Here is a 2,406-nt window from a genome sequence, read left to right on the forward strand (position 1 = left end):
GGAATAAGTAAATAACCAAAGCGTATTAACAGATTTGTTCTATGTAAATCATGATACATATATGGAATCAAAACTATGAAATTTTATGTAGTGATTAGATTACTACAAGATGAAAGATTCATAGCGAATACACTTAAGGAAAAAACGTTCCATTAGATTAATGTGATATCTATCGAACGAATTGAGAATATACTTAGGGGGGAATTTCAAGTGAAAACATTTGGTAAAGTATTATTAACTGGCGCATTAGCTTTAGGCGGTTTAACGGTTATGAACATTGAAACACCAAAAGCACATGCTGACGAATGGGATGGTTGTCATTACATTTGTGGTCCTGGTGAAACGGTGAACGGTGTTACAGTTCAGGTACACTCTACACAAGTTACTTTTGGTAACAGCGTAATTGCAAGAATTACAAATGACCGAGCTGAAGAAATTCATTACAATGTCAGCCTTGAAAAGAAATATGGCGATAGATGGGGAGAATTTGAAACCAACTTCCGTTGGCAAAATCAATGGGTCCCAGCTGGAAGCAATGATGAAATTGCAACTTTCACAGGATATGGCGATGATATTTATGAAGATGGAACATATCGTTATAAAGTCGAAATAAAAGGCGCTGACGGTTCTATTGATACAATTTACACAGCAGGAATGACAGTTACAGGACGATAGCTTATGAACAAGCTCCATTATTTATGATTGTATTTTTGAAAATATCATTGATAATTGCGTTGATATTATTATTAAAATAAGCTCTTCGGGGCTTATTTTTTTATACAAAAATTAGAATATGAATATTCAGAAAATTACATCTTTACACCATTAAAGTTTGTTGCTATTATAGGAATACATCAAATGTTACAATACTCAACAAATTGTACAAATTCTCCGATTACACGAATGAAATGAAAATACATTGCTGATGGTAACATTTATAGTTGGGATCCCGTAGCTCAGCAGGGAGAGCGCCACCTTGACAGGGTGGAGGTCGTGAGTTCAAGTCTCTCCGGGGTCATATAAAAAAGAGACACCATATCAACCTTCTACGTGATATGGTGTCTCTTTTTTATCTAATTCAATTACTTCCCACCAAACATCTTCTCCAAAGACTTTGCATTGGCAAACAATACTTCTTTCAAGTTATCGTCAGCAACGATTTTATAGTCGCCATCTTTGTCTTTCTTTAAGTTCAATGTAACTTCGCGAGTTGCCATTGCTGCATCTTTATCCGTTAAGTTTTTGATGATAGTTGAGGTCATTGTTTTTTCAATCGCTTTTTCAGATTGTTCTTTGTCTTCGCTAAATGCGCTAGCGAAGGCCATTGGCATAACTTCTCCCACTGCTTTTGTTACAGCAACGGATAGATCAGCAGATGTAATTTTCACTTTCACTTCTGCTTTGTCATCCTTTTTCGATACTTCTTCTAGCTTTTCAAATTTAAAGTTCTTTGTAATTGCACTTAGCATTGCTTTTGCCTCAGCATCATCTGTTTTTTCATTTAGTTTATTAAATTCCTTGTCACTCTCGACAAATGTACGAGCTTTTTCTACATCACCTTTTTGTATCGCTGTTAAAAATTCTTCTGTAGTATCTTTCGGATTTGCACACCCTGCTAAAACACCTGCTGTTAATCCTACTACCATCATTAATAGCAATAATCTCTTTACCTTTTGCACGCTCATTCTCCTCTTATCTTTTCTATTAAGTCAGCATCATACAATATTAAGAAACTGACATTACAAACATTTTTTAGTATAGCATTTATATGATTCATTTTCCATTAATTCCCAAAAGATAAAGGACCTTGCAGCATTCCTACAAGGTCCCTCTTCTATCAATCTGTATCCGTAGCACAAATGAACCACATTTTCCGCTCCCTACTACCCGCTACCATCCACACACTCCGATCAAAAATCATAAGTGACAGCCAAAGCCATATATTAATAGCAGCAAATAATAAATATAAAATGAAATCTCTCTTTTGTAGTGCCCCTCTATTCATTACAATGTAAATTCCACTGATAGGAGACAAAATAAAGTAAAGGAAAAAGTTTTTCTTAACACCCACGGATACGAAATTACTGTCTACAAAAGATTCTCCTTTTCATCACAATACCTGCTTCAACATCAGCCTCACTACCTTATATTCATCACTATAAGCTTCCTTTATGATTAAAGGCGGGTAATCACTTTTTTCTTCCTCAATCATTATGAATACTTCTGTTTTCTCTTGTAATGTATTAGATTCTCTATTTTTAGTAGGTTTTTTACTTGTTTTAATTTTCTTTGTTACTTCGCCAAGTTTTTGCCCAACTTCTTCTACTTTGGCAGGTTCATTCGTAACATAGTATTCTTGTTCGTCCCATACTAATATAGGTGGCACTTGTTCTCTTTTGTTACATA

3 protein-coding genes, 1 tRNA gene and 1 pseudogene are annotated in these 2,406 nt (G+C 34.8%); 2 read left to right on the forward strand and 3 right to left on the reverse strand.

The annotated features are described in order from the left end of the window. Positions 1-210: 210 nt before the first annotated feature. Complete coding sequence (locus ACQGS6_RS26545; RefSeq protein WP_000846655.1) at positions 211-675, forward strand: hypothetical protein; 465 nt, start codon at positions 211-213, stop codon at positions 673-675. A gap of 270 nt (positions 676-945) precedes the next feature. Next, positions 946-1,018, forward strand: a tRNA-Val gene (locus ACQGS6_RS26550). A 64-nt stretch (positions 1,019-1,082) separates the two neighbouring features. On the opposite strand, the gene ACQGS6_RS26555 is transcribed toward ACQGS6_RS26550, so the two are convergent. From ACQGS6_RS26555 to ACQGS6_RS26565, 3 genes and pseudogenes are all read right to left on the reverse strand, one after another. After that, positions 1,083-1,685 carry a DUF4878 domain-containing protein gene (locus ACQGS6_RS26555; protein ID WP_074626120.1) on the reverse strand — a complete coding sequence of 201 codons (603 nt, stop codon included), beginning with the start codon at positions 1,683-1,685 and terminating at the stop codon, positions 1,083-1,085. Between the two features lie 152 nt (positions 1,686-1,837). Next, positions 1,838-2,082 (reverse strand): annotated as a pseudogene (locus ACQGS6_RS26560) (hypothetical protein). A gap of 28 nt (positions 2,083-2,110) precedes the next feature. Then, a partial coding sequence (locus tag ACQGS6_RS26565) for a hypothetical protein (protein ID WP_426965879.1) occupies positions 2,111-2,406 on the reverse strand: 296 nt, incomplete at its 5' end.

Source organism: Bacillus sp. GMs2/2 (assembly GCF_050172095.1).
Classification (GTDB): Bacteria; Bacillota; Bacilli; order Bacillales; family Bacillaceae_G; genus Bacillus_A; species Bacillus_A cereus.